Raw genomic sequence first — 24,576 nt, forward strand, 5'->3', positions numbered from 1 at the left:
ACTCGGGGCATCATGGCTCCTCAGATCGCCCCAAGCATCCTGTCCGCCGACTTCGCCCGCCTGGCCGAGGACGTCGCCCGCATCGCCGGCACCGCCGACTGGGTGCACGTCGACGTCATGGACAACCACTTCGTCCCGAACCTCACCCTCGGGCTGCCCGTCGTGCAGGCACTGCTCAAGCACAGCGCGCTGCCGCTCGACTGCCATCTGATGATCGAGGATCCCGACCGCTGGGCGCCGGAGTACGCCGAGGCGGGGGCGAAGAGCGTCACCATCCACGCCGAGGCGGCGAAGGCCCCCGTCCGCACCCTGCGCGCCATCCGCTCCGCGGGCGCGCGGGCGGGCCTCGGCGTCAACCCGGCGACCCCGGTCGACGGCTTCGAGGACCTCCTCGGCGAGATCGACATGCTGCTGCTCATGACCGTCGAGCCGGGCTTCGGCGGCCAGAGCTTCCTGGACGTCGTCCTGCCCAAGATCCGCCGTGCCCGGGAGCTCATCAAGGGCCGCGACCTCCCCGTCTGGCTCCAGGTCGACGGCGGTGTCAGCGCCGGGACCATCGAGCGCTGCGCCGACGCGGGAGCCGACGTCTTCGTCGCCGGCAGCGCGGTCTACGGGGCCGACGACCCCGCCGAGGCCGTGCGCAGGCTGCGCGCCCAGGCGGAAGAGGCGACCGCCAAAGCCGATTGGTGATCTCCTGGTGATCCTCTCGTGCGATGCCGTCCTGTTCGACGTGGACGGCACCCTCGTCGACTCCACGCCGCTCGTCGAGCGCGCGGCGCGCGAGTGGGCCGCCGAGTACGGCATCGATCCGGACGAGTTCCTGTCGGACGCCCATGGCCGCCGGACGAGCGACCGCGTGGCCGACTTCCTCCCGCCGGAGCAGGTGAGCGAGGCCACCGCCCGCCTGGACGCCCTGGAAGCGGCCCGCACCGACGGCATCACCGCCCTGCCCGGCGCCGTGGACCTGCTGGCGGCCATGAACGGCCTGCCGCACGCGTTCGTCACCTCGATGGACAGGGCGCAGCTCAAGGCCCGCACGGAGGTGGCCGGTGTGCCGCTCCCGCCGGTCGTGGTGACCGCCGATGACGTCTCGTCCGGCAAACCGGACCCGTCCGGCTACCTCCAGGCGGCCGGGCGCCTGGGCGTGGCTCCGTCCGGGTGCGTCGTCATCGAGGACGCACCCGCCGGCATAGCCGCGGGCCGGTCCGCGGGAGCCACCGTCCTCGCGGTGCTCACGAGCCATGCGCAGGAATCCCTGACGGAGGCCCACCACATCGTCCGGGACCTGACCCGCGTGACGGCCGCCCCGGACGGCCTCCACGTCACCGCCGGCCGACCTCTGGGCGAGTAGGCCGCGCCGCCGGGCCGGGCAGGATGGCGGTCACCACGGGCCCGGCGGCACGGGGTCGGGCGGTACGGGCCTCAGCCGAAGAGCGGGCCCACCAGGGTGAGGCCGGGGTGCTCGTCCGACGCGTAGAGGGCGAACAGGGCGAGGGCCCCGCCGACGAGCGCGATCTCCTTGTTGAAGTGGATCTGCTCCTGCCGGCGCGTCTCCGGCGACTCCTGACTCCAGAAGTCGTGGAAGACGAAGGCCGTGATGAGCAGGAAGGGGACGAAGGCGATCGCGGCGAGGTCGGGCCAGACGCCGAGGGCGAGAAGGACCGCCGCCACCAGGATGTAGACGCCCGACACCTGGACGGTGAGCCTCGGCATCGGGAGCTTCTTGGCCGCCGCGTAGCCGGCCATCGCCTCGGTGGCGGTGAGGTGACCGACGGCGGCGCCGGCGAAGAGCGCCGCGAAGGCGATGCGGGCGATGAGGGCGACGACGTCCATGACTGCCTCCAGGGGGAATGTCGTCAGGCGTCACGTGTGTCCCGTCATCTACCCCCGGTCGAAGATCGTTGAACGTTTAAGTATCTACCTTTCGGCGGGGCGCCCCGGTGACCGTGGCGATGGTCACAAGAGCGGGGAAGAGAATGCGTGGCACACTGGTTGGCAAAGCATGAACGCGTGCTCCGGGGTCGGTGAAATTCCGAACCGGCGGTGACAGTCCGCGACCCGGCCGAATCCATCGGCCGGTTGACCCGGTGGAACTCCGGGACCGACGGTGAAAGTCCGGATGGGAGGCAGCGCGCGGTACGCCCCTGGCCAGGGGCGTGCGCCGACGATCGTACGTCCCCCGGAGCCTTTGAACAGGGAGGCCCGGGAGATGTTCACCGGCATCGTCGAGGAGCTCGGCGAGATCGTGGCGGTCGACCCCTTGGGGGGCTCGGTCACGCTCACGGTCCGCGGGCCGCTCGTCACCGAGGACGCCGTGCACGGCGCGTCGATCGCCGTCAACGGCGTCTGTCTCACCGTGGTGGACGTCAAGGACGGGGCCTTCACCGCCGACGTCATCAAGGAGACCCTCGACAAGTCCGGCCTCGGCGCGCTGGAACCGGGCTCCAAGGTCAACCTGGAACGCCCCGTCCGGCTCTCCGACCGGCTCGGCGGCCACCTCGTCCAGGGCCACGTGGACGGCGTGGGCGAGATCCTCTCCCGCGAGCCGGGGGAGCGGTGGGACGTGGTCACGGTGTCCCTCCCCCTGGACCTGAGCCGCTACCTGGTCGACAAGGGCTCCATCACCGTCGACGGCATCAGCCTCACCGTCGTAGAGGCCGCCGATGACCGGTTCAGCGTGGCGCTCATCCCGACGACGCTCGTGCTCACCACGCTCGGCCACAAGCAGCCGGGCGACCCCGTGAACCTCGAAGTGGACGTCGTCGCCAAGTACGTCGAGCGCATGATGGGCGACCGGTCGTGAACTGGCTCGGCGCGGGCTTCGAGGTGTTCGGCGAGCACATCCTGTGGACCGACCTGTCCGGCAACGTGCTCTCGCTCGCCGTCGTCTGGCTCGCCATGCGCAAGACCCTCTGGACGTGGCCAGTGCAGCTGGCCGGCGCGCTCCTGCTGCTCGCCGCGTCGATGCACGCGCACGTCCCCGGCAACGCCCTCAAACAGGTGCTGTTCATCGGGCTCGCCCTCAGCGGATGGGTCATGTGGACGCGAGGGCGGCGCGACACCGCCGGCGGCCTCGTCGTCCGGCAGGCGACGCTCAAGGAACGTGCCGTGCTGGTCGGCGCGCTCGTCATCGGCACGGCGGTCGTCGCCGAGCTGTTCGTCCACCTCGACTGGCTGAGGATCGCCTGGTCGCCGTGGGCGAACGCCTACATCTTCGTCGGCAGCGCGGTCGCGACGTTCGCGCAGAGCCGCGCGCTGGTCGACTTCTGGATCGTCTGGGTGCTCGTGGACCTGGTCGGGGTGCCGCTGGCGCTCAGGTCCGGGCTGTACGTGTCCGGCGCGGTCTACGGGATCTTCTTCGTCATGGTGATGGTCGGGTACAGGAACTGGCTCCGGGAGTCCCGGGGCGGGCAGGCCCTCGGGCAGAAGGCGGTGACCGCATGAGCGGCGACGACACAGGGATCTTCGACTCGATCGAGGGGGCGGTCGCGGACATCGCGGCGGGGCGCCCCGTCGTGGTCGTCGACGACGAGGACCGCGAGAACGAGGGCGACATCATCTTCGCCGCGGCGAAGGCGGCGCCCGAGCTGCTCGCGTTCACGATCCGCTACACCAGCGGCGTCATCTGCGTCCCGATGGAGGGCGCCGACCTCGACCGGCTCCAGATCCCGCTGATGACGGCGCAGAACACCGAGCGCATGCGCACCGCGTACACGATCAGCGTGGACGCCCGCCTCGGCGTCACCACCGGCATCTCCGCCGCCGACCGGGCCCGGACGATCCGCACCCTGTGCGACTCGGCCTCCGAGCCGAGCGACCTGGTCCGCCCGGGCCACATCTTCCCGCTCCGCTACCGGGAGGGCGGCGTCCTGCGGCGGCGCGGGCACACCGAGGCCGCCGTCGACCTCGCCCGTCTCGCCGGGCTCACCCCCGCCGGCGTCCTCGCCGAGGTGGTGAACGAGGACGGCACCATGGCGCGCCTGCCCGAACTCCAGATCTTCGCCAAGGAGCACGGGCTCAAGCTCATCTCCATCGAACAACTCGCCGAATACCGCCGGCGGACCGAGGCGATGGTCACCCGCGTCGTCGAGACCCGGCTGCCCAACCGGTACGGCGCGTGGAAGGCGGTCGGCTTCTCCAGCGCCATCGACGGCGGCGAGCACATCGCCCTCGTCCTCGGCGACGTCGGCGACGGCGAGGACGTCCTGATCCGGGCCCACTCCGAATGCCTCACCGGCGACGTCCTGCACTCCGAGCGCTGCGACTGCGGAACCCAGCTCGACGCCGCCATGGAGCGCATCGCCGAAGAGGGTCGCGGCATCATCCTGTACCTGCGCGGCCACGAGGGACGCGGCATCGGCCTGCTCGCCAAGCTGCAGGCCTACGCGCTCCAGGACAACGGCTCCGACACCGTGGACGCCAACCTGGAGCTCGGGCTCCCCGCCGACGCGCGCGAGTACTCCAACGCCGCGCACATGCTCCGTGATCTGGGCGTACGCTCCATCCGGGTGCTCACCAACAACCCGGAGAAGCTGAAGGGCCTCGACGGTTTCGGCGTGGAGGTGCGGGGACGCGAGTCCATGCCCGTCATCGTCACCGAGCACAACCGGCGCTACCTGACGGTCAAGCGCGACCGTCTCGGACACCAGATCGAGGGACTCTCATGAGCGGCGCGGGACGCCCCGAGGACATCACCGTCGACGCGACCGGGCTGACGCTCGGCGTCGTCTGCACCCGCTGGCACCCCAGGATCACCGACCAGCTGCTCGAACGCGCGCTCGCCGCCGCCAAGGCGTGCGGCATCGACGAGCCCGTAGTGGCCCGCGTCGCCGGCGCCCTCGAACTGCCGGTGATCGCCCAGCAGCTCGCCCGCGACTTCGACGCCGTCGTCTGCCTGGGCGCGGTCATCCGGGGCGCGACCGCCCATTTCGACTACGTCTGCGACTCGGTGACCGCCGGTGTGACCCGCGTCGCCCTCGACGAGTCGACTCCGGTGGGAAACGGGGTCCTCACGTGTGACACCATGGAGCAGGCACTGGAACGCAGCGGGCTGCCGGGCAGCTCCGAGGACAAGGGATGGGAGGCGACTGTGGCCGCACTCGACACGGCACTGACCCTGCGAGGGCTGCGGCATCACGGTCACGCGGGGCACGACCAGGAGCATTTGTAGCGGGTACAGGGGCTCCGCCCCTGAATGACTCGCATCTGGGCTTCTGAACGTCCCCGGTATCCCGTACGCATCTCATCCGAAAGGCAAGTCCGTGCTGTCACTCGTCCTGCCCAAGGGGTCGCTGGAGAAGGCGACCATGCAGCTGTTCGACGCCGCCGACCTCACCGTCCAGCGGACGTCGGACCGCGACTACCGCGCCTCCATCGACGACCCCCGCATCGACCGGGTCCGGGTCCTGCGCCCGCAGGAGATCCCGACCTACCTCGAACAGGGGCTCTTCGACCTCGGCATCACCGGCCGCGACTGGATCACCGAGACCGACGCCGACGTGGTCAGCCTCGGCGAGCTGAAGTACTCCAAGGCGACCGCCAACCCGGTCCGCGTGATCATGGCGGTGCCGGACGGCGCGCCCTGGCAGTCGGTGTCCGACCTGCCCGAGGGCGTCCGGATCTCGACCGAGTTCCCGGCGATGACCAGGCGCTTCCTCGACCAGCACGGCGTGAAGGCCACCGTCGTCCCGTCCTACGGCGCGACCGAGGCGAAGGTGCCCGACATCGTGGACGCGATCGTCGACCTCACCGAGACCGGCTCGTCGCTGCGCAAGAACGGCCTGCGCATCCTCGACACGCTGCTGACCAGCTACACCGAGCTGGTCGCGAACCGCGACGCCTACGAGGACGCGGAGAAGCGCGCCGCGATGGAGGACATCGCCCTCCTCCTGCAGGGCGTGATCCGCGCCCGCGGCAAGGTGCTCCTGAAGCTGAACGTCGCGCAGGCCGACCTGCAGAAGGTCCTCGACATCATGCCCGCCATGGCGTCGCCGACGGTCACCTCGCTCGCCGGCGGCGAGTCCAACGCCGTGGAGTCCGTGGTCGCCAAGCGCGGCGTCAACACGCTGATCCCGGCGCTCAAGGCCGCGGGCGCGCACGACATCCTCGAGATCCCCATCGCGAAGATCGTTGACTGACGCTCCGGCGCTGCCGACCGTGTGGCGTCCCCGCACCACCCGGCTCGTCGCCTACGCCACGGCGGGCGTGATCATGCTCGGCCTGATCGTGCTCGCCGTGGCGGTGGCGCCGCAGTTCAAGCTGTTCGACCGGATCCTGATGGTCGCGTTCGGCGCGCTGATCGCGTGGATCCTGCACATGCTGGCCCGCTGCCGCGTCACCGCCGACGAGTCCGGCCTCACGGTCGTCAACGCCTTCCGCACCCGCCGCCTCGAATGGCCCGAGGTCGTGGACGTCACCATGAGCCCCGGCGAACCCTGGCCCACCCTCGACCTCGCCGACGGCACCTCCATCGGCGCGATGGGGATCAACGGCGCCGAGAAGACCCTCGCCGCCCGCCAGCTCGCCGAACTCCAGCTCCTCCTCCACACCCGAGGCGAAGCCCCCGACCCCGCCTGAGAACCCCTGGCTTAGGCTGTTGCCCGGACCAGGGACGCGTTCGTGTGCGACAGTGGGCTCATGAGCGCTCAGAGTGTGGAAGCGATCACGGAAAGTGGCCACATGGAACTTGAGCCGCTGCCAGACTGGGTGATCCCCCCGCCGGGCGGCTACACGGCCGACGACTTCCTGCGCATGCGCGGTCTGCCCCGGCACACGGAGCTGATCGACGGGAGCCTGGTCTTCGTGAGTCCGCAGGAGAAGTGGCACAGCCGCGTCCTCACCATGCTGACGTACGAGCTCGATCGGCAGGCGCCCGAAGGATGGCGCGCCGAACGAGAGATGGTGATCCGGCTGGCCAAGCGCCAGGCGCCCGAACCGGACGTGCTGGTGGTGACCGCGGAGGCATACGAGCGGACCGATCCCTCGACGTACTACTTCCCGGAGGACGTCGTCCTAGCCGTCGAGGCGGTTTCACCGGAATCGATGATCCGCGACCGGGACACCAAGCCGCGCCGGTACGCGACGGCCGGCATCAAGCATTTCTGGCGGGTGGAGGACGAGGACGGTCGGACGGTCGTGTACGTGTACGAACTCGACCCGGCGGGTTGTTCCTATACTCCGACCGGCATTTACCATGACCGGCTTAAGGTGAACGTGCCCTTCGACATCGATATCGACATCAGCACCATCGGCAGGCGCCGTTAATCGATTCGTCGGCCGCTGATGGGCCGCCTCGGTGATCAGAGGGCAGTGAGGACGGTTATCGTGCCGGCGGTGATGAGGGCGGCGGCCCAGAGGCGGTCCAGGTTGAACCAGGCGCGGCGGAGGATGGCCAGGCCGACGATCTCGTAGACGAGGACGGCGATGACGCCGGCGACGGCGAACATCGCGAGGGTGTGGACGGCGGTGACGAAGACGCCCGTGGACAGGGCGCTGCCCGAGGACGACGCCAGGCCGTGGTCGTGGCCCGCGGGGGCCGTTCCGGACGAGGTCAGGACGGGCAGCAGCATGAGGCCCGCGCCGTGCGCCGACGACATCAGGAACGACCAGCCCGCGAGCTGCCACAGCGAGATCCGCATGCCGACCCAGCGGAAGTGGCGCTGGGACAGCAGCCGCCACAGGCCGAAGCCGACGAGGAGCGCGCCGCCGCCGATCGCGACCGCCTGGGTCGCGACGACGGAGCGGGTGAGCGCGACGAGGATCGCGACCGCGCTGACGGAGGCGGCGTGGCCCGCGGCGATCGCCGGGAGCGACTGCAGCACGAGGGACCGGCTGCGCTCCTGGAGGCCGCGGGCCACGGCGAACAGCCAGCCCATGGCGGGGTTGAGGCCGTGGAACGCGCCGAGCGCCACCAGCGCGGCGAGCGATCCGTCGTTCACGGGTAGCAGTACGAGTCCGAGGACGCGTCACCGCCCTGGAGGCGCGTCTGGTGCGGGCGGCGCCCGCGGAAGTCGTCGCCGTTGGGGAAGAACCGCTCGTCGAAGGAGAAGGCGTCCGGGGTGGAGTCGAGCTTGGCCATCCAGGCGCCGACGCCGTCGGGGTAGAACTGGTCGTCCCACGAGCCGTAGAGGGAGTTGGTGACGTAGACGCGCTCGCCGTCGCGGCTGACCTCGACCATCTGCGGGCCGCCTGCGAGGGGCGTGTCCGGTGCGGCAGGGTGCGCGGTCCGGTTCACGATGCCGCCGATGCGGACCGAGCCGGCCTCGACCGGGTTGAACGGGTCGCTGACGTCGTAGCGCTTCAGCTCGCCGGTACCCCAGCACGACACGTACAGCCACTGGTCGTCGACGGACAGGTCGATGTCGGTGACGAGCGGCGGCACCGCGCCGAACGGCTGGATGACCGGCGGCAGGTCCGCCGCGTCGGCCGGCTCGGCGGGGATAGTGATGACCTTGGTGGCCGCCCACGCGTCCCCGTCGCGGTGCCAGACCCAGATGGACGCCGACAGGTCCTCGACGCTGACGACGACGCCCGCGAACCCGTACAGCTTGGTCGGGTCGTGTGCGGGACGCAGTTCGAGGACCATCTGGTGCTCGTCGCCGAGGTCCACGGTCTGGACGTGCTTGCGCTTGCGCAGGTCGAAGAAGTTCAGCGAGTGCCCGTACTTGCGTCCGAGGAGGAGCTCGCCGACGACGCCGTCCTCCACCATGGAGGGCGTGCCCCACTCGGACGTGATCAGGACGTCGTGCGCGATGTGCCACCACGCGTCGTAGGCGAGGTACTGCGGGCCCCGGTCGACCTCCCAGCGTCCGAGGACCTCGAAGGAGGTGTGGTCGAGCAGGGCGATCCCGCCGGGGCCGTCCTCGCCCTTCGCGCCGCCGAGGGCCGTCAGGTAGAGGCCCTCGGGCCCGCAGTGGACGGTGTGCGGGCGCGAGTACCCGGCGCGCTTGGCCAGCTCGTCCGGCTCCAGCGTCTTGATGATCTTCGGTGCGGCGGGGTCGTCCTTGGTGTCGATGACGTACACCCGCGACGATCGCAGCCCGGGGACGATCAGGTACCGGCGCTCCACGTGCGGGTGCGGGGAGCCGGGGCACAGGGCGCTGCTGCACGCGTTCCACCCGAAGTGGTGCAGCTCGTCGCCGAGGTAGGGCAGGTCGGTCCAGCCGACGACGGAGCCGTAGGAGGACGAGCCCGGGTCGACGTCCAGGACCGCGATGGCGTCCGGCTTCTCCGCGGCCCGGTCGAACGCGGCCACGTAGGCGAGCTTCTCCGGCGGGGCGGAGGCGGCGTCGCGGGGGGAGGCGTAGAAGGTCGGGTCCGGCTTCCACAGTGCCATGGGGGTCCTTTCAGGTGAGGGTGACCGGGTGCCTGACGACGGCGCCGAAGAGGTAGCCGAGCGTGCTGTAGGGGACGGTCGCGGGCTGGGTCACGCCGGTCTCGTCGGTGGCTCTCGCCAGGAGCTCGTACCGTCCGGGGCCGTCGGGGTGCCAGGGCGACTCCCAGCGGACCCAGCCGCGCGGGTTCGGGTGGCGGTCCGGCAGCCGCGCGGGGCGCCAGGTCCGCCCGCCGTCCGCGCTGACCTCGACCCGCCGGATCCGCCCGTTGCCCGACCAGGACCGGCCGTGCAGGAGCCGCGGACGGGCCGGCAGGGTGGCGTCCCAGGGCAGCTCGAACGCCGACTTGACGTTCATCCGGGTCAGCGGCGGGGACCCCTCCTCCGGGTAGGAGGGCCCGAACAGCCGGTAGTAGCGGGTGTTCCACGGCGAGAACAGCGGCTCGTCGGCGACCTGGATGTCGCCGAGCCACTTGATGTTCGCGATGCCCGCCCACGACGGGACGACGAGGCGGACGGGGAAACCGTGGTCGGGCGGCAGGGGCGCGCCGTTCATCTCGTAGGCGAGGAGGACGTCCTTCATGGCCTTCGCCACCGGAAGGGGACGTCGCACGCGGCCGAGGTTCTCGCCCTTGTCCACGTACTCAGCGTCCAACCCGCGCGGCAGGATGTCCACGGCCTCGCGGGTGATACCTGCGCGGCGCAGCACGGCCGACAGCCGGACCCCGCGCCATCGGGCCACGCCGATGGCGGCCCGTGCCCCACAGCCTGAGCCTCCAGGTGCGCGCGTCGATGAGCGGCGTGGCCGAATGGTTGCGGACGAAGAAGCGGTCGGCGGGCGTGAGGTGGCCCTGGCCGCGCATGGCCTCCCACCGCGTCTCGGCGTTCGAGCCGTGGTCGATGAACCACTCCGGCGGCAGGGGCTTCACGATGCCCGTCGCGGCGGCGGCCGGGGCGGCGCCGAACGCGGCGGACAGCCCGCCGCCCAGCCCCGCGGTCAGCCCCGCGCCCGCGGACATCCGCAGCAGCCCGCGCCGGGAGGGCGCGCGGACGCTCTCGTAGGTCGCCTCGTCGGTCAGATCACAGTCATCCTGGTCACCGGATCGCATGCACCCGATGCTGCTCAGCGCCCGTCCGAAAGTCAACTTTCCCTACTCATTTACCAGGAAAAATCGGAGACGGCCCGGGCGTGTGAGTTCCGTCTCAGGCTGAGTAGCCTGTGATCCGTGGGGGAGGCGGCGCCGATGACCGTGGACCAGGTCGGATCGCCCGCGGAGCTCGCGGGCCTGCTCGACCGGCATGCCTACCTGTGCGACGAGGGGCTCGCGACCGCGTGCTACCTCGCGCTGCGAATGGGGCGGCCGCTGTTCCTGGAAGGAGAGGCCGGCGTCGGGAAGACCGAGCTGGCCAAGACGCTCGCGCGGGGCCTCGGCGCCCCGCTGATCCGGCTGCAGTGCTACGAGGGGCTGGACGCCTCCCAGGCGCTCTACGACTGGGACTTCCCGCGCCAGCTCCTCCACCTGCGGGCCGCGGAGGCCGCGGGCGTCAGCGACGTGGCGCGGCTGGAGGGGGAGCTCTACGACCGCCGGTTCCTGCTGGCCCGCCCGCTCCTGCAGGCGCTGGAGACGTCCCCGAGCGTGCTGCTGGTGGACGAGCTGGACCGCGCCGACGACGAGTTCGAGGCGTTCCTCCTCGAAGTGCTCAGCGACTTCACGATCACCGTCCCGGAGCTCGGCACGATCCGGGCCGAGAAACCGCCCGTCGTCGTGGTCACCTCCAACCGCACCCGCGAGGTGCACGACGCGCTGAAGCGCCGCTGCCTCTACCACTGGCTGGAGCACCCGTCGTTCGACCGCGAGGTCGCGATCATCAGGCGGCGGCTGCCGGACGCGGCGGAGCGGCTCGCCGCGCAGGTCGCCCGCGTCGCGCAGCGGATGCGCGGCACCGACCTGCTGAAGCCGCCCGGCGTCGCCGAGACCCTGGACTGGACCGAGGCCCTCGTCGCCCTCGGCGTCCGCGAGCTGGACCCGGGCACGGCGGCGGTGACGCTCGGCGCCGTCCTGAAGTACCGCGAGGACCAGCAGCGCGTGCTCGGCGGCGGGCTCGAGGCACTGCTCAACGGGGGTTAGCCGTGGAGCGGGACGTCACCGAGACGATGGTCGGCTTCGCCAGGACGGTGCGCGCGGCGGGCGGGGCCGCCGACCCCGAGCGCGTCCAGGCGATGCTGGCGGCGCTCGACCACCTCGACGTCCTCGACCCGCGCGACGTCTACTGGGCCGGGCGGCTGACGCTGTGCGCCGACCCCGACGACCTCGCCCGCTACGACCGGTGCTTCGCCGCGTACTTCTCCGGCGCGACCGTGCGGCCGGGGCGGAGGCCGCCGCCCGTGGTCGTCCGCCGGATGACGATGCCCGACCCGGGCGCGCAGGGCGGCGAGGACGAGGCCGGGGAGCTGAAGGCCGCCACGGCCAGCGAGGTCGAGGTGCTGCGCGACCGGGACGTCGCGCGGCTGAGCGCCGCCGAGCGCGCCGAGGTCGCGCGGCTCATCGCGCTGCTGGACGCGGGCGCCGAGCGGCGCAGGTCGCGGCGGTTCGCGCCCGCCTCCACCGGCCGCCTCGACCCCGCCCGGACCGTCCGGGAGACGCTGCGCCGCGGCGGCGAGACGTCCCTGCTGCGGCACCGCACGCACCGCACGCGCCCGCGGCGCGTCGTCCTGATCGTCGACGTCAGCGGGTCGATGAGCCCGTACGCGGACGCGCTGCTGCGGTTCGCGCACGCCGCGGCCCGTTCCGGAGGCCGGGACGTGGAGGTCTTCAGCGCAGGGACGCGGCTGACCCGCCTCACCCGCGAGCTGCGGCACCGCGACCCGGACGCGGCGATGGCGGCGGCGTCCGCGAGCATCCCGGACTGGAGCGGCGGCACCCGGCTCGGCGAGGAGCTGAAGGAGTTCCTCGACCGGTTCGGGCAGCGCGGCCTGGCCCGCGGCGCGATCGTGGTGATCGCCTCGGACGGCTGGGAGCGCGGCGACGCCGCGCTGCTCGGCGCGCAGATGGCGCGGCTGCACCGGCTCGCGCACCGGGTCGTGTGGGCGAACCCGCACAAGGCGCGGCCCGGGTACGAGCCGCTGACGGCGGGCATGGCGGCGGCGCTCCCGCACGTCGACGACTTCACGTCCGGGCACAGCCTCGGGGCGCTGGAGGAGCTGGCCCGCCTCGTGGCGGGCTCCGGAGAGGGGAGGCTTCATGCGTGACGTCCTGGACGACATCGCCCGGTGGTACGAGGCCGGGGAGACGTTCGGTCTCGCGACCGTCGTGAACACCTTCCGCAGCGCGCCGCGCCCGCCGGGCGCCGCCATGGCCGTCTCGCCGGGCGGGGAGGTCGCGGGCAGCGTGTCCGGCGGCTGCGTCGAGGGCGCCGTCTACGACCTGGCGCAGTCGGTGCTGGAGACCGGCGAGCCCGTCGTCCAGCGGTACGGGGTCAGCGACGACGACGCCTTCGCCGTCGGCCTGACCTGCGGCGGGATCCTGGACGTCCTGATCGAGCCGGTCGGCCCCGAGACCTTTCCCGAGTTCGCGGAGGTCGCCGCGGCGATCGAGGCGCACGAGCCCGTCGCGGTCGCGACCGTCGTCGCCGGCCCGGGCCGGATCGGCGCCCGCCGCGTCATCTGGACCGACCGGGCGGCCGGGTCGCTCGCACCCGGCGAACCGTACGCCGCCCGCCTCGACGCCGCGGTCGACGACGACGCGCGCGGCATGCTCGCGCAGGGGATCACCGGGCAGCGCCACTACGGCCCCGAGGGCGAGCGCCGGCTGGACGACCTGACCGTGTTCGTGCACTCCTTCGCCCCGCCGCCCCGCCTGCTGGTCTTCGGCGCGATCGACTTCGCGGCGGCGGTCGCGCGGATCGGCAAGTTCCTCGGGTACCACGTGACGGTGTGCGACGCGCGGCCCGTGTTCGCGACGCCGAAGCGGTTCCCCGAGGCGGACGAGGTCGTGGTGAAGTGGCCGCACAAGTTCCTGGAGGAGACCCGCGCCGCCATCGACGAGCGGACGGCGATCTGCGTTCTCACCCACGACCCCAAGTTCGACGTGCCGCTGCTGGAGGTGGCGCTGCGCACCGGCGCGGGCTACGTCGGCGCGATGGGCTCCCGCCGCACCCATGACGACCGGTTGGCGCGGCTCCGCGAGGCGGGCCTGTCCGAGGCCGAGCTCGGGCGGCTGCGCTCGCCGATCGGGCTCGACCTCGGCGCCCGGACGCCGGAGGAGACGGCCGTGTCGATCGCGGCGGAGCTCGTCCAGCTCCGCTGGGGCGGCTCCGGCCGCCCGCTGACCGACACCAGCGGCCGGATCCACGCCGACGCCACCTGAGGGCACTACTCTCACCGGATGACGTTGCGCGGTGAGGGGAGCCCGGCCGGCCTGCTGCTCGCGGCGGGGGAGGGCAGCCGCCTCGGCCGCCCCAAGGCGACGCTGGAGCTGCACGGCGAGCGCCTGGTCGACCGGGGCGTGCGGATGCTGCGGGACGCCGGCTGCTCGCCGGTCGTCGTGGTCGCGGGGGCCGAGCCGATCGAGGTCATCGGCGCCGTCGTCGTCCCCAACCCGGGCTGGCGGGACGGCATGGGGTCGTCCCTGCGCGCCGGGCTCGCCGCGCTGCCGCCGGGCTGCCCCGCCGCGGTGGTCGCGCTCGTCGACCAGCCGCTCGTCACGCCGGCCGCCGTCCGGCGCCTGATCGCCGCGTACGAGGAGGGCGCCGAGATCGCCGTCGCCACCTACGGCGGCGCGCCGCGCAACCCCGTCCTGCTGGGCGCCGGGCACTTCGCCGGCGTCGCGGAGGCCGCGGTCGGCGACCAGGGGGCGCGCGGGTACCTGCGCGCCCATCCCGAACTGGTCACCCCGGTCGCGTGCGACGACGTCGCCGCCCCCGACGACATCGACACCCCGGACGACCTCGCCGCCATGAACGCCGCCTTCAACCGCCGCGAGCCTCGGTGACGGCGCGCTCTTGGGCGGGCGCGGGCCTGGTCAGGGCGCGGGCAGGACGCTCTCGTCCAGCGCGCCGCAGTCGACCGCGCGGCGGAGGCGGGCGGTGAGCGCCCTGATGGTGGCGGGCTCGTCCATGACGCCGCTCGCGTTCCCCGAAGCCTGCTCGTGCCAGGCGCGCACCCGCCCGATGACGTCGTCGACGCCGCTCAGGTGGAACGCGTACACGGCCGCGTACCGGCTCGGCAGGTGCGCGGGGTGCAGGTCCCAGCCCTGGTAGAAGCCGTGCCGGAGCGAGTGCCGGACGTGCGCGGCGTGCACCGCCCAGGTCGCGTTGACCTCGTCCGGGCCGTCGTTGCGGGGGATCACGTTCGTGGAGCCGTCCGACAGCCGGACGCCGGTCCCCGCGAGCGAGACCTGCATGATGTGCCGGGCGAAGTCGCAGGCCGGGTGGTCGAGCCGCTGCTCGTGCGGCGGCAGCCCGAGGGCGGCGGTGTAGTCGAACACACCGAAGTGGGCGGCGGTGATCCGGCCCTTCGCCTCGGAGATGAACGACTGGAGCCCGGTCCGGTTCTCCCGGTCGTCCAGCAGCACCTGGGGCGTCTCGATCTGGATCTCGAACCGCAGGATGCCCTGCGGCAGCCCGAGCGAGGTCTCCAGCCGGTCCAGGAACTCCACGAACAGCCGGACGTGCTCGACCGACATCACCTTGGGGAAGGTGATGGTGAACCCGCCGGGCAGCCGGCCGAGCCGGTCCCGCAGCGCGGTCAGGAACCCGTCCAGGGTCCGCATCGCCCGCTCGTGGCCGCCGTCGGCGAACGACTTGACCCGCAGCCCCCAGTAGTGCGGCAGGCCCTTCACCTGGTACGCGGCGGCGACGGCCTCGACGACCTGGTCGACGTGCGCGTCCTCCTCGGTGTCGTCGCGCACGCCGTAGCCGTCCTCGAAGTCGATCCGCACGTCCTCGACCGGCTCGGCGGTGAGCTTCGCCGCGACCCGCTCGCGGACCGGCCCGGCGAGCTCGGGGTCGAGCCCGAACGCGGCGCCGAACGACCCGGCGCCCGGCGTGTGCGTGTTCAGCAGCCGCAGCGCCTCGGCGCCGAAGTCGGCGGGCGTCGAGCGGGAGAACCGGTCGGCCGGCACGTACACGGTGTGCACCGGCTGGCGGCCCTCCGCGCCCCCGGGGAAGCGCTCCCCGTGGACGTCGCGGACGGCGGCGATGCGCGCGGACAGATCGTCGTACGAGGAGACGCTGAGGTTCACCCGAACATGATCCCCCACGTGCGGCGGGGGAGGGAACCGGCTCGGCGAAACTGCGCCCCGCCCGGCCGCCTCCCGGGGATCCGACGGGCGGAACCGACCCTGACCACATCCGGCCCGTGATCGCTACGGCGGTCGCCCAGCGGGGATGCTTCTATAAGCCGCGGCTCCCCCTGAAGGCGGCGCGCCTGTCCCTTCGGACGGAACGTCCCGCCCCCCGCCGACGCGAAGGAGCCGCGCGTTGGTCCCCGAGATACCCGATGACGAGCCCGAGAACGAGCGGAAGCTGAGGTTCCGCTCATACGCGGAAGCGCCCCTGCTCGACGACGAGGACGGCTCGGGCGAGCTGCTCCTCCCGCCGGCCGTGACGCAGGCGCCCCCTCCGCAGGACAGGCCCGGAAATGCCTAGCAACGCCCTCGCCCTCGCCGTCCTGATCGTCGCCCTGGCCCCGGGATTCGCCTACCACCGGGTGTACCGGCGCCGCGTCCCCGCCGAGAAGCGCACCGCGACGGAGGAGATCGTCGAGCTGTTCTGCGCCGGTGCGCTGGGGTCGTTCGCGGCGTCCCTGGTGGTGCTTGGCCTGGCGCAGGCGGTTTCGGGCCTGGTGACCCTCGACATCCTGCTCGGCGTCGGAAAGGAACTGCGCGCCCATGCCTGGGCCGCCGTCCTCTCCGGCGCGCTGGCCCTGGCGCTGAGCGCGCTGTTCTGTGCCGCCGCCGGCGTGGCCATGGGCCGACTCAGCCGGAGCGGGGTCGGCCAGATCAGGCCCGGGACGCTGTTCGCCCGCACCGTGACCGCGCGCTCACGCACCGGCCGCCGCCCCTACCTCGCCGTCGAGCTGGTCGACGGGCGGCTGGTCGAGGGCTACCTGCGGTACGTCGCCATCGACGAGGACCCGGCCCGCCGGGACATGGTCCTGCAGCGCCCGATCGCCTGGAGCGGCACCGGCTACGCCGAGCGCACGCTCTCGCGCGCCGCGCGGGTCCTGCTGCGCGGGTCCATGATCGGCGCCATCCATGTCAGCTTCCCCGAGCCGCGCCGCGTCGCACCGCCGGACCGGACCGCCGGGGACGGGTCCCGGACCGACGGGGACGAGACCCAGACCGCCGAGGACGGGGCCCGGTCCGCCTCCCAGACCGCTCCCACGGGCTCCTAAGGAGGAACCGTTCCCACTTCGCTGCCGCCCCTGGACGAGGCCGCGCTGCGGCTGCTCACGGCCGTGAACTCCATGCCGATCCGGATGGGGGAGCGCGAACGGATCATCAGGGCGCTCGACGTCCTCGCCAGCACCGAGTGGACGCGTGTCCTGACGCGGTTGCCGCCGGAGCAGGTCGATGCGCTGCGCCAGGCAGGGCCGAGCTACACGCCGTACGAGCTCACCCATGTGATCGCCGTCGCGAGGGAGGCCGCGCGGCTCTACGGACACGAGCACACGGGCATCCCCCATCTCGCGGTCGCTCTGGCCCTGACGTCCGGCCACCGCGACGGCGCCGCGGTCGCGGGGATCGCGGAGGCCTTCGGGCTGGGGACGCTGGAGAAGGTCGAGGAGGTCCCGAACCAGTACCTGCTCCGCCTCGAAGGGGTGATCCAGGACGAGGAGGACGGGGACGAGCCGCCGGGGATCTACCGCATCCGGCAAGGGGAGCGGATCTTCCGCATCGGCTCGCGGGCCCACCTCTGCCTCCGCTTCTGTGTCGCGGGGTCGCTGCTCGCGACGGCCGGCGCGTGGGCCTGGCTGCTGGCGCCGCTGGCGCTGGTGTCGTCCAGGGACTCCCGCGAACCGCCTTTGCACCTCGTCAAGCCGGTGGGCCCGTGGCAGCTGCGGACCCGCCTGCCGCTGACGGGCTGCTGGGTCGTGCTGGCGTGCCTGCTGGGCGAGCCGGTGGCCGCGGCGGTGTTCCTCGTGCTGTTCGTCGCGCTCCACACGGTCAGCTCGGGCACCGAGGCGCTGGTGGCCCGCCGCCACCGCTTCTTCGGCGAGCGACCCGACTCCATCCCGCTGGAGATCGCTCGCCTGGCCTCGGTGCCGGAGACGTTCTCCACGCGGCGCGCGTGGCGCCGGCTGGTCGTGGCGGTCGTCGCGGCGGTGCCGGTGGCCGTGCTCGCGGCGCAGGCGACGGACCTCTGGCCGCTGTACGCGCTGCCCGTCCTGTTGATCGCGGGCCGGTCGTCCGGGTTCGCGGTCGTGCCCTTGGCGGTGGCGGTGCTGTTCGGCGGCCCGCTGGGGCCGATCCCGGTGGCCGTGGCGGCGGGGACGCTTGCCCGCGGCCTGATCATCTTCACGGAGCGGCCGCCGAGGAGCCCCGTCCCTGTGCCGCGGATCCCCGGCGGAGCGCGCGGTCGGCGGGCGCTCGAGCGGCGCGTCCGCCGGATGCTGCGCGCCGGCCGGCCGATGACCGCGGTGCGGCTGCTGGAGGAGGCGCCCGCCCCGCTTCCACCCGTCCTCGCGGGGCTGCACGGCTGGGCGCTGCTCGGCGCCGCGCAGCCGGGCGACGCCAAGGCGGCCGTGCGCGACCTCGGCGGGCAACTGGCGTCCGTCAAGGCCCTCGTCACCGGGCTCGCCGAGCTGGAACTCGCCAATCCCGCCGCGGCCCGGTCCGCCCTGGAGTCGGCCCCGGTGCTCCCCAGGCGATCGGGGGCTTGGCGCGTCCTGCACGACCAGCTGGGCCTGGCGCACGGGCGGCTGCTCTGCCGTGAGGTCCCCTCCCCCGAGCTGGCCGCGGCGATCGCGCGCCGGGTGCCCGCGACCGTGCGCGGCCCGGACGTGCCGGGCGTCGCGACCACGCTGCGGCTCGTCGCCCAGGCGCAGCGGCCGTCCGACCCCAAGCTGGCCTGGTACCTCGCGGCGGCGGTGTTCGTCCTCATCAGGAACGCGGAGGACGGGCGGATCCGCGAGTTCAGCTTCATCGACCCGGTGCGGGACCTCAACCTGGAGTCGCTCCGCGCGATCGCGCTGCTGCAGGGCGCCGAGATGGGGTCGCGGGGCTCGTCCTTCGGCGACATCGTCTCGCACTCCGAGGCGGACACCGCCGGGATGCTGCTCCGGGCCGACCGCCCGATGGAGGCCGCGGCCTTCCTCAACGAGCTGGCGGACCATCGGGAGGCGACCGGAGACCGGCTGAGCGCCCTGGACCACAGGATCGAGGCGCTCGCCGTGCTGCACTGGAACCGGCACCGGGTCCGCGACCTGGAGGAGCGGCGGCTGTGGTGGCGTGCCGTCAGCGACACCATGGACCGGGCCATGGTCCAGGCCGCCGCCGGGCAGGACTGGGACACGCTGGCCGAGCTGATCGAGTCGGCGCGGCTGCAACTCGGTCCTGGGGAGCACGAGGACGCGGCGGGCGCCGCGGACACGCCGGCACCGTTCATCAGGTTGCGCGGTGTCTCGCGGCTGGAGGCGGCGTCCTGGTACCGGCCCGGCGAGCGGCCGCCCGTCCACGACCTGGAGGACCTCGCGGCGGCCGCGCTCGGCGCGGGGACGTGGTGGTGGAGCACCTGGTCGACCGCCGACCGCGTCTTCTGGGCCCTGGTCCCGCCCGACGGCCCGGTGACCGGCGGCGTCCTCGACCGCGGGCCCGGCACCGGCCTCGGCGGCGCGCTCGCCCGGCTCCACGACGCGCTGCCGCTGCCCCATTCCGGCGAGACCGGCGCCCAGCGCGCGGCACGGGTGCTCGACGGCCCGCTGTGCGGCCCGCCGCACGCCGAGCTGGACCTGGCGCGCAGCCTCGGCCGGCTGCTGCCGCCCCGGCTGCGGGAGGAGCTGGCCGGGCCGGACGACCTCCGGCTGGCGATCGCGCCCGCGCAGGCGCTGGCCGGCGTGCCGTGGCCGCTCGTCGCCCTTCCCGACGACGACCGGGATCTCCGGCTGGTCGAGCGGTGCCGGCTCGCGATCGCGCCGCCGGCCGCGCTGCTGGCCGCGATTGCCCGGCGGGAGCGGCGTACGGACACCGCGCCGGTCACGCTGGCCGTGCTCGACCCCGGCGGCGCGTTCGCCGCCCCGGACGCCAGGCTCGACCAGGCGGCGAGCCTGGCCGGTCTGATGCCGTCCGGCGCGACGGTGGTGTCGCAGAAGAGCGCCGTCGACGTGGACGGTTTCGCGCGCCTGCTGGAGGAGGTCCCGGCCGAGTCGAGCGCGGTCTTCGCCTGCCACACGCATCCGGGCAACGGGACGCCGCTCAGCGGAGGGCTCCTGCTCTGCCCGCCCATCGAGGGGCGGGGAACGCCGGAGATCCTCACCGCGGGCCGGCTCATCGACGGCCCCGCCGTGCGCATCCCCCGCCAGGTGCTGCTCCTGGCGTGCGAGAGCGCCGACCTGCGCCAGGCCGCGGAGGGGGAGTGGCTCGTCCTCGGACCCGCGATGCTGTGGGCCGGCGCCGACCGGCTGATCGTGACCGGCTACCCGACACCGGACGAAGGCGGTATCGACAGGGTGCTCACCAGGCATCTGCTCGCCGGCCACAACCTGGTGGACGCGCTGCGCACGGTCCAGACCGGACGACTCGGCCGGTGGCGGGAGAGCGGCGGTAAGTCCGGCCTGCCGCTCCACTGGGCCGGCCACATGGCGATGGGCGCGTTCGGCGACACCGGGCGGCTCGTGGCCCGGCCCGCCGGCCGCGCGGAAGTCGACCGCGACCTCGTCCGGGATCTGGACGAAGCGGCCACCGGGGCCGCAGCGGCGGGGCGTTCGTCGGTCACGGCGTGGGACGTTCTCCTGGAACTCGCCGCCTACGGTTTCGAGGACGCCCTGCCGCTGGTGCGGAGGCTGGTCGTCCGGACGCTCACGGTCCTCTGCTTTCTCGCCCGCCTCCTGCGCCGGGTGCCGCGGCGGCCGTGGCGGCGGGCGGCCCCCGGTGGGACGGTCGACGTCGGCTCGGACGTTCTCGACCTGCTGTCCGCGGCCGCCGGGACGGCCGCGGACGCGCGCCACCGCGTCCTCTGCATCGAGCATCTGCTCGTCGCCGCGCTGGCGTCGCGCGGCGCCGCGGCGGCCGTCGCCCGCGCCGTCACCGGGTGGGACGGCCGGCAGCCCGAGGTCGTCAGGGAACTGATCGACGAGAGCCAGAGCCCCTACCTCCGCACCGGCAGGCCGGAGACCTCCGCGCTGTCGCCGGCCGCGGTGACGCGCGTCTACGGGGCGCTCGGCGTCCGCGAACCCGAGCCGGAGCGTCAGGACGCGTGAATGCCCCAGGTGCCGTCGAACCGGGCGCCGGGTTCGAGGTCCACGACGCCCTCGCCGGACGCGAAGGCGTTCGGCGGGCACGTCATCGGCTCGACGCCGAGGCCCCGGCGGGGGTCGGGGGTGGTGTCGGCGGTGAAGATCATCATCCACGGGTGCGCCTCGTCCGCCCACAGCCGGACCGCCCGGTCGGCGCCGGCCAGCGTGACCCGGACGCGGCCGGAGCCGTCCCGGTTCAGGCCGGTGAACGCCGTGTCGATCCGCCGGTCGCTGAGCACCGGCCCCTTGCGCAGGTCGTACGGGGTGCCGGTGACGTCGAGGGACGGCCCGGACGGGATCATCCGCTCGTCCACCGGCTGGTACCGGTCGGCGCCGAGCGTGACCGCGCAGGCGTCGATCGGCTCGCCCACCGTGAGGTAGGGGTGGGCGCCGTGGCCGTAGGGGGCGGTCAGCGTCCCGGCGTTGCGGGCGCTCATCCGGACGTGGAGCCCCTCGGCGGCGTCCAGGGTGTACTCGGCCTCCAGATCCAGGCGGAACGGGTAGCCGGCCGTGCCGAGGAGGCGGTACGTGAGCCGCACCCGGTCGGGCTCGTGCTCGGCGGCCGTCCACGGCGCGAAGCGGACGAGGCCGTGGATCGCGTTGTCGCGGGCCGGCTCGGACAGGTCCAGCTGGTGCTCGGTCCCGCCATAGGTGTAGCGGCCGCGGTCGATCCGGTTCGGCCAGGGGACCAGCAGGTGCCCGAACGCGGCCGGGGCCGGCTCGTCGGCGCCGTGCGACAGCACCAGCGGGCGCCCCTCGTGCGTCAGCTCGCGCAGGCTCGCACCCGACTCGGTGATGACGGCCTGGTAGGGCCCGGCGCTGAGGGCGTACTGCTCCCCGGTGATCGACTCGCTCATGCCCCGGACGCTACCCCCTGCAGGGGCGGCTACGCGATCTCCGCGAGGGCGTGCAGGGCGTCGGTGAACACGCCCGCCGGCGGCTCGACGAGGCCCGCGCCGACCTGGCCCGTCCCGGCCTCCCGCCCCGCGATGCCGGTGTCGATGACCGGCAGGATCCCGGTGCGCACGACGCGGGTGACGTCCACCCCGGCGGGGGTGCCGCGGAACGACAGCAGCGGGATCTGCAGCGCCGGATGCTCGGCAAGGGTGATCTCGTACATCCGCTGGGTGGCGGCGACCGCGTCCGGCACCTCGCCGCCGACGAACCGGACGATCGCCGGCGCCGCGGCGAGCGCGAAGCCGCCCATCCCGGCCGTCTCGGTGATCGCCGAGTCGCCGATGTCGGGGTTGGCGTCGTCCGGGCCGTAGCCGCCGAGGTACAGGCCGTCCGGCACGCCGGCCGGGCCGGTGAACCAGCGGTCGCCCGTCCCCGACACCTGGATGCCGAAGTCGGTGCCGTTGCGGGCCATCGCCACGACCAGGCTGGACCCGGGGACGCCGCGGGCCGCGTCCGCGCACGCCTTCGCCGCCGCCATCCCCGCGTTCAGGAAGAAGTGGTCGTTGCCCGCGGCGAACCGCAGCACCTCGGCGGCCCGGTCGCGGGGCACGTCCTCGGCCGCGGTGAGCGCGGGCGCCAGCGACCGCAGCAGCAGCGACGTCGCCGCCCGGTTCCGGTTGTGCAGCTCGTCGCCCATCTGCAGGGCCTGCGCGATGAGGGAGATCAGGTCCAGCGGCCCGTGCCGCCGGACGGCCGACCGCAGCGCCGGACCGAGCACCTCGCCCATCCACGTCAGCCGCTCGATCACCTCCGGGCCGTACGCCCCGTACCGCAGGACCTTCCCGAGCCCCTCGTTGAGCGAGCAGTACGACGTCCCGCCGTGCTCGGCGTCCTCGACCACGAACATCCACATGGACGGGCTGACGACCCCCGCCATCGGCCCCACCGCGGCATGGTGGTGGCACGGCTCGAACACGGCCGCGCCGCGCTCCAGCTCGCGCGTCGCGCCGAGCGGCGTCTCGGCGAGCCCTTCGAGGAGCATCGCGCCGATGAGCGCGCCGCGCATCGGCCCGGACGCCCCGTCCCAGTCCAGCGGCGGGCCCGCGTGCAGGAACGTCCCCTCGTCCAGGCCGAGCACCTCGCCCGCCGGGCGGACGTCCACCAGGTGCGGGCGCGCCGTTACCATCCGCTCGACGGCGCGGGCGTTGGCCTCGGCGTGCCCCGGCGCGCCGAGCACCGCGGCCAGCGCGGCCTCCGTCCCGGCCGGCGGCGGCCGCCAGTCGACCCCCTCCACCGGCACGGCCTGCTCCGCGAGCGCGTCCGCGAGGATCTCCACCCCGGCCGCCACCACGCGGGGATCGCGGGTCAGCAGCCCGCCCAGCCGGTGCCCCTCGTTCATCCGGACGCCCCTTCCGACGCCTGCCCCTCCACCGTCGACAAGGCGTGCCGGGTCGCCTGGGCGTTCGACGCGAACACGTCAGCGCCCGCGTCGCGCAGGGCGGCGGCCTGCTCGTCGCGGCCCTGCGGATCCGCCGGCGTCCCGCACAGCGACACCACGACCGCGAGGTCCGGACGCTCCTTCACCGCCTCGGCGACCGCCGGCGCGAGCAGCGCGGCCGGGTCGGGCTCGGCGCCGTGCCCGAGCACCACGTCCAGCAGCAGCACGCCGCACGCCGGGTCGGCGGCCTCGCCCCGCAGCGCCTCCAGCCGCAGCGTCGGATCGATCATCGGGTGCGCGCGGCCCCGCGTGTAGGCGTCGTCGCCGAAGTCGGTGAACCGGTGGCCGCGCGCCTCCAGTTGCTCCCACCCCAGCAGGTCCCGCGCGATCATCTCCGCCTCGTCGCGCAGCGTCCCGCCCGCGAACAGCCCGCGCAGCGCCCGCCCGCGGCCCCGCACCGGGCGCCGCGACGACGTCCAGCGCGGCCACTCCGGCACGGTCCGGCCGAGCGCCGCGAGGGCCTCCTCGGCCGCCCGCGTCAGGTCGTTGTCGCCGGGCACCGGCAGCGCGAACAGCACCGGCGTGTCCAGCCGCCGCGCCGCCTCCCGGATCAGGTCCAGCACCTGCGGCGCCGGCGGCTTGGACACCAGCACGATCAGCCCGGTGCCCGGGTCGGCGTCCAGCGCCGCCAGCGCGGACAGCGCCGAGCGGCCGCTCACCTCCGGCGACAGGTCCCGCCCGCCGACGCCCAGCACGTGGCTCACGCCGGTCCCCGCCGCGTCCAGCAGGCACATCAGCTGCTGCGCGCCGGTGCCGGACGCCGCGACGACCCCCACCGGCCCCGGCCGGACCGCGTTCGCGAACCCCAGTCCCGCGCCGCCGATCACCGCCGTCCCGCAGTCCGGGCCCATCACGATCAGCCCGCGCCGCGCCGCCGCCTCCTTCAGCGTGATCTCCTGGGCGAGCGGCACGTTGTCACTGAAGATCATCACGTTGAGGCCGGCGTCCAGCGCGTCCATCGCCTCCGGGAACACCTGCGGCCCCGGAACCGACAGCAGTGCCACCGTCGCGTCCGTCCGGGCCGCCGCCGACCCCGTCGTCCGGGCCGGCGCCGGCGCCCCGAGCACCCCGGTCCCGGCCGGCGGGCGCGCCGCCTCGCGCAGCAGCCCGTCCAGCGCCTCCCGCGCCTCGTCCAGACCGCCGTCCTCGACCCGGACCGCCACCACCAGGTCGTCCGGCCCGGCCTCGTCCGGCACCTCGAACCCCATCCGGCCGAACATCTCGCGGTTCAGCTCCGTGCCCATCGCCACCATCGCCGCCGCGACCCCCGGCCGCTCCGACAGCAGCCGGCTCACCCGCATGAGCGTGACCGAATCGTGGTAGCGCCCCCGCCGCACCTCGACCAGTTCGTTCACGCGCACCCCCTGTGGGGGACGGCCCCCCACGCCCCCCGGT

Annotated in this window: 25 protein-coding genes and 1 riboswitch; of the genes, 16 read left to right on the forward strand and 9 right to left on the reverse strand. The window is 73.7% G+C overall.

Annotated features, from left to right (window positions below):
- The first annotated feature begins 12 nt into the window (after positions 1-12).
- On the forward strand, positions 13-690 hold the full coding sequence (gene rpe / locus ABGB11_RS07095) for a ribulose-phosphate 3-epimerase (protein ID WP_347630038.1): 678 nt from the start codon (positions 13-15) through the stop codon (positions 688-690).
- A 7-nt stretch (positions 691-697) separates the two neighbouring features.
- The gene (locus ABGB11_RS07100; RefSeq protein ID WP_347630040.1) at positions 698-1,351 is read left to right on the forward strand and encodes an HAD-IA family hydrolase; all 654 of its coding nucleotides are present in this window, start codon (positions 698-700) and stop codon (positions 1,349-1,351) included.
- A 71-nt stretch (positions 1,352-1,422) separates the two neighbouring features.
- Here ABGB11_RS07100 and ABGB11_RS07105 read toward each other — a convergent pair whose 3' ends face one another.
- On the reverse strand, positions 1,423-1,833 hold the full coding sequence (locus tag ABGB11_RS07105; RefSeq protein ID WP_347630042.1) for a DoxX family protein: 411 nt from the start codon (positions 1,831-1,833) through the stop codon (positions 1,423-1,425).
- Positions 1,834-2,006: 173 nt separating this feature from the next.
- Positions 2,007-2,137, forward strand: a riboswitch (FMN riboswitch).
- Between the two features lie 72 nt (positions 2,138-2,209).
- Here ABGB11_RS07105 and ABGB11_RS07110 point away from each other — a divergent pair.
- From ABGB11_RS07110 to ABGB11_RS07140, 7 genes are all read left to right on the forward strand, one after another.
- A complete protein-coding gene (locus tag ABGB11_RS07110) occupies positions 2,210-2,803 on the forward strand; it encodes a riboflavin synthase (protein ID WP_347630044.1) in 594 nt (197 codons plus the stop codon).
- Positions 2,800-3,444 (forward strand): nicotinamide mononucleotide transporter family protein, encoded by a 645-nt coding sequence (locus ABGB11_RS07115; protein WP_347630046.1) that lies wholly within the window; start codon positions 2,800-2,802, stop codon positions 3,442-3,444. Before ABGB11_RS07110 ends, ABGB11_RS07115 begins: the two co-directional genes overlap by 4 nt.
- Complete coding sequence (locus ABGB11_RS07120; protein WP_347630048.1) at positions 3,441-4,667, forward strand: bifunctional 3,4-dihydroxy-2-butanone-4-phosphate synthase/GTP cyclohydrolase II; 1,227 nt, start codon at positions 3,441-3,443, stop codon at positions 4,665-4,667. The genes ABGB11_RS07115 and ABGB11_RS07120 overlap by 4 nt, the downstream gene beginning before the upstream one ends.
- Positions 4,664-5,170 carry a 6,7-dimethyl-8-ribityllumazine synthase gene (ribH, locus tag ABGB11_RS07125; RefSeq protein WP_347630050.1) on the forward strand — a complete coding sequence of 169 codons (507 nt, stop codon included), beginning with the start codon at positions 4,664-4,666 and terminating at the stop codon, positions 5,168-5,170. The genes ABGB11_RS07120 and ribH overlap by 4 nt, the downstream gene beginning before the upstream one ends.
- 91 nt (positions 5,171-5,261) lie before the next feature.
- Positions 5,262-6,137 (forward strand): ATP phosphoribosyltransferase, encoded by an 876-nt coding sequence (gene hisG / locus ABGB11_RS07130; RefSeq protein ID WP_347630052.1) that lies wholly within the window; start codon positions 5,262-5,264, stop codon positions 6,135-6,137.
- Entirely contained in the window at positions 6,130-6,576 is a 447-nt protein-coding gene (locus tag ABGB11_RS07135; RefSeq protein WP_347630054.1) for a PH domain-containing protein, read from the forward strand. The genes hisG and ABGB11_RS07135 overlap by 8 nt, the downstream gene beginning before the upstream one ends.
- 102 nt (positions 6,577-6,678) lie before the next feature.
- Positions 6,679-7,263, forward strand: a complete 585-nt coding sequence (locus tag ABGB11_RS07140) for a Uma2 family endonuclease (protein WP_347630545.1) — start codon at positions 6,679-6,681, stop codon at positions 7,261-7,263.
- A gap of 35 nt (positions 7,264-7,298) precedes the next feature.
- On the opposite strand, the gene ABGB11_RS07145 is transcribed toward ABGB11_RS07140, so the two are convergent.
- From ABGB11_RS07145 to ABGB11_RS07160, 4 genes are read right to left on the reverse strand one after another with little or no spacing between them, the layout of a single operon-like run.
- The gene (locus tag ABGB11_RS07145; protein ID WP_347630056.1) at positions 7,299-7,937 is read right to left on the reverse strand and encodes a hypothetical protein; all 639 of its coding nucleotides are present in this window, start codon (positions 7,935-7,937) and stop codon (positions 7,299-7,301) included.
- Positions 7,934-9,334, reverse strand: a complete 1,401-nt coding sequence (locus tag ABGB11_RS07150) for a selenium-binding protein SBP56-related protein (RefSeq protein ID WP_347630058.1) — start codon at positions 9,332-9,334, stop codon at positions 7,934-7,936. Before ABGB11_RS07150 ends, ABGB11_RS07145 begins: the two co-directional genes overlap by 4 nt.
- A 10-nt stretch (positions 9,335-9,344) precedes the next feature.
- Positions 9,345-10,073: a molybdopterin-dependent oxidoreductase gene (locus ABGB11_RS07155; protein ID WP_347630060.1), complete on the reverse strand. Its 729-nt coding sequence runs from the start codon at positions 10,071-10,073 to the stop codon at positions 9,345-9,347.
- Complete coding sequence (locus ABGB11_RS07160) at positions 9,976-10,440, reverse strand: hypothetical protein (RefSeq protein ID WP_347630062.1); 465 nt, start codon at positions 10,438-10,440, stop codon at positions 9,976-9,978. The genes ABGB11_RS07155 and ABGB11_RS07160 overlap by 98 nt, the downstream gene beginning before the upstream one ends.
- Before the next feature lie 135 nt (positions 10,441-10,575).
- Between ABGB11_RS07160 and ABGB11_RS07165 the strand changes: the two genes are divergently transcribed.
- The 4 genes from ABGB11_RS07165 to ABGB11_RS07180 are packed head-to-tail and all read left to right on the forward strand — an operon-like array spanning position 10,576 to position 14,322.
- Complete coding sequence (locus ABGB11_RS07165) at positions 10,576-11,460, forward strand: MoxR family ATPase (protein ID WP_347630547.1); 885 nt, start codon at positions 10,576-10,578, stop codon at positions 11,458-11,460.
- A gap of 2 nt (positions 11,461-11,462) precedes the next feature.
- Positions 11,463-12,581, forward strand: coding sequence for a VWA domain-containing protein (locus ABGB11_RS07170; RefSeq protein WP_347630064.1), 1,119 nt, complete (start codon positions 11,463-11,465; stop codon positions 12,579-12,581).
- The gene (locus ABGB11_RS07175; protein WP_347630066.1) at positions 12,574-13,698 is read left to right on the forward strand and encodes an XdhC family protein; all 1,125 of its coding nucleotides are present in this window, start codon (positions 12,574-12,576) and stop codon (positions 13,696-13,698) included. Before ABGB11_RS07170 ends, ABGB11_RS07175 begins: the two co-directional genes overlap by 8 nt.
- Before the next feature lie 18 nt (positions 13,699-13,716).
- Positions 13,717-14,322: a nucleotidyltransferase family protein gene (locus ABGB11_RS07180; RefSeq protein WP_347630068.1), complete on the forward strand. Its 606-nt coding sequence runs from the start codon at positions 13,717-13,719 to the stop codon at positions 14,320-14,322.
- 30 nt (positions 14,323-14,352) lie between these two features.
- Here ABGB11_RS07180 and ABGB11_RS07185 read toward each other — a convergent pair whose 3' ends face one another.
- Positions 14,353-15,573 carry an aldolase gene (locus ABGB11_RS07185; protein WP_347630070.1) on the reverse strand — a complete coding sequence of 407 codons (1,221 nt, stop codon included), beginning with the start codon at positions 15,571-15,573 and terminating at the stop codon, positions 14,353-14,355.
- Between the two features lie 238 nt (positions 15,574-15,811).
- Between ABGB11_RS07185 and ABGB11_RS07190 the strand changes: the two genes are divergently transcribed.
- The 3 genes from ABGB11_RS07190 to ABGB11_RS07200 all read left to right on the forward strand — a co-directional run bounded on the left by ABGB11_RS07190 (position 15,812) and on the right by ABGB11_RS07200 (position 20,750).
- The gene (locus ABGB11_RS07190) at positions 15,812-15,979 is read left to right on the forward strand and encodes a hypothetical protein (protein ID WP_347630072.1); all 168 of its coding nucleotides are present in this window, start codon (positions 15,812-15,814) and stop codon (positions 15,977-15,979) included.
- Positions 15,972-16,727, forward strand: a complete 756-nt coding sequence (locus ABGB11_RS07195) for a DUF6338 family protein (RefSeq protein ID WP_347630074.1) — start codon at positions 15,972-15,974, stop codon at positions 16,725-16,727. The genes ABGB11_RS07190 and ABGB11_RS07195 overlap by 8 nt, the downstream gene beginning before the upstream one ends.
- Positions 16,728-16,799: 72 nt before the next feature.
- Entirely contained in the window at positions 16,800-20,750 is a 3,951-nt protein-coding gene (locus ABGB11_RS07200; RefSeq protein ID WP_347630076.1) for a CHAT domain-containing protein, read from the forward strand.
- On the opposite strand, the gene ABGB11_RS07205 is transcribed toward ABGB11_RS07200, so the two are convergent.
- The 3 genes from ABGB11_RS07205 to ABGB11_RS07215 are packed head-to-tail and all read right to left on the reverse strand — an operon-like array spanning position 20,738 to position 24,536.
- Positions 20,738-21,643 carry an aldose 1-epimerase family protein gene (locus ABGB11_RS07205; protein WP_347630078.1) on the reverse strand — a complete coding sequence of 302 codons (906 nt, stop codon included), beginning with the start codon at positions 21,641-21,643 and terminating at the stop codon, positions 20,738-20,740. The two genes, ABGB11_RS07200 and ABGB11_RS07205, sit on opposite strands and share 13 nt — an antisense overlap.
- Positions 21,644-21,672: 29 nt before the next feature.
- The gene (locus tag ABGB11_RS07210; RefSeq protein ID WP_347630080.1) at positions 21,673-23,082 is read right to left on the reverse strand and encodes a DUF1116 domain-containing protein; all 1,410 of its coding nucleotides are present in this window, start codon (positions 23,080-23,082) and stop codon (positions 21,673-21,675) included.
- Positions 23,079-24,536 carry an FdrA family protein gene (locus tag ABGB11_RS07215; protein WP_347630082.1) on the reverse strand — a complete coding sequence of 486 codons (1,458 nt, stop codon included), beginning with the start codon at positions 24,534-24,536 and terminating at the stop codon, positions 23,079-23,081. Before ABGB11_RS07215 ends, ABGB11_RS07210 begins: the two co-directional genes overlap by 4 nt.
- Between the last annotated feature and the right edge of the window lie 40 nt (positions 24,537-24,576).

Origin of the sequence: Actinomadura sp. B10D3 (assembly GCF_039871695.1) — a bacterium.
GTDB classification, from domain to species: Bacteria; Actinomycetota; Actinomycetes; order Streptosporangiales; family Streptosporangiaceae; genus Spirillospora; species Spirillospora madurae.